General features: G+C 41.0%; 1 protein-coding gene. It reads right to left on the bottom strand.

Features of this window, described 5'->3' with window-relative positions:
• Positions 1-1,485 (bottom strand): leucine-rich repeat domain-containing protein (locus ACWATR_RS39960; RefSeq protein WP_460345905.1); only part of this gene is annotated, 1,485 nt, incomplete at both ends.

Genomic DNA, 1,485 nt, shown 5'->3' with positions numbered 1-1,485 from the left:
AACCCATTTTGTTGGCAGATGTTCAGGTACTCATCTAAGCCGATGTAATTGCGTTTGTCACTCTCCAAAGCTTCCCGGACTTTAACCCAGGTTTTTGGGAGGGGACTGCCAATATGGGGCAGACTTTTAACATAATGCTTTATTTGTTGTAAAACTTGTTCTAAACCTTCGTTGGTAGCAAGGTTTGTTGGTAAAGTCTCCTTCAAATTAGTAAACTGCCCCCGTAACTCACGTTCATTGATTTCTGGGCGGCGGTCTTGCTTCTGATTTTTCATGATTAACAGTGGACTGTTATCGCTCAACAGTTCTACTACATTCAGCCAGTAATAAAAATCTGTGTCTTCCTTGCGGGTATCTGCTACTAAAAGGTAGAGAGAACGCTTGGTGAGGAAAAACTGGTGAGTAGCATGGTAAATCTCTTGCCCACCAAAATCCCAGATGTTGACTCGAAATTCTCGCCCATCTTTCATTGGGAAATCCCACCGAATCACCTCAATTCCTTTCGTAGAGTCTTCTTCTCGAAGTTGATAATTTTGGTCTTCAATTTTCTTCGCCAGTGTTGTTTTTCCTGCTCCACCTTCGCCAATAATTAGTAACTTGGCCTCATACAGATAATCTGTACCTTCTGCTTCCAGTTGTCGAAAATAATCCCTAATCGCATCAATACCTTTTGCAGCAATTTCTATTGGCGGATTTTCCAGAGGATTTTCGTCTATACCTAAAGTCCTCAACAATTTTAAGTTTAATATATTTGGAGATATGTATTGAATCTTATTTAGATGATCCTCTTCAGACAATGAATTGGCACTTAAGTCTAGCTCTTCTAGAGAATAGAGTTCATAAATAGAATCAGGAATAGTCTTTAATTGATTACCACTTATCCGAAGAAATATTAGCTTTTTTAAGTTTGATATTTTGTCCGGCAATGAACTTAAGTAATTATTGAATAAATTCAAATATTCTAGTTTTTCTAGTTGAGAAATTGATTCGGAAAGTTCAGTTAAATTAAGACCACATAAAACAAGTTGATTTAAAGCTTTAAGCTGGAAAACTACATCAGGGATTTTTGCAAATTGATTGTAGCTTAAATCCAGGGAAGTGAGTTGTTGCAGGCTGGCGATCGCTTCTGGCAGCGTCGTTAATTGGTTGCTGCTTAAATCCAGGGAAGTGAGTTGTTGCAGGCGGGTGATTGCTTCTGGCAGCGTCGTTAATTGGTTGACCCTTAAATCCAGGGAAGTGAGTTGTTGCAGGTGGACGATCGCTTCTGGCAGCGTCGTTAATTGGTTGCTGCTTAAATCCAGGGAAGTGAGTTTTTGCAGGCAGGCGATCGCTTCTGGCAGCGTCGTTAATTGGTTGCGGCTTAAATCCAGGGAAGTGAGTTTTTGCAGGTGGGCGATCGCTTCTGGCAGTGTCGTTAATTGGTTGTCGCTTAAATTCAGGGAAGTGAGTTGTTGCAGGCGGGCGATCGCTTCTGGCAGTGTCGTT

This window comes from Nostoc sp. UIC 10890, from assembly GCF_054786515.1.
The sequence above is the reverse complement of the archived record's forward strand: the minus strand, read 5'-3'. Positions and strand labels throughout refer to the sequence as shown.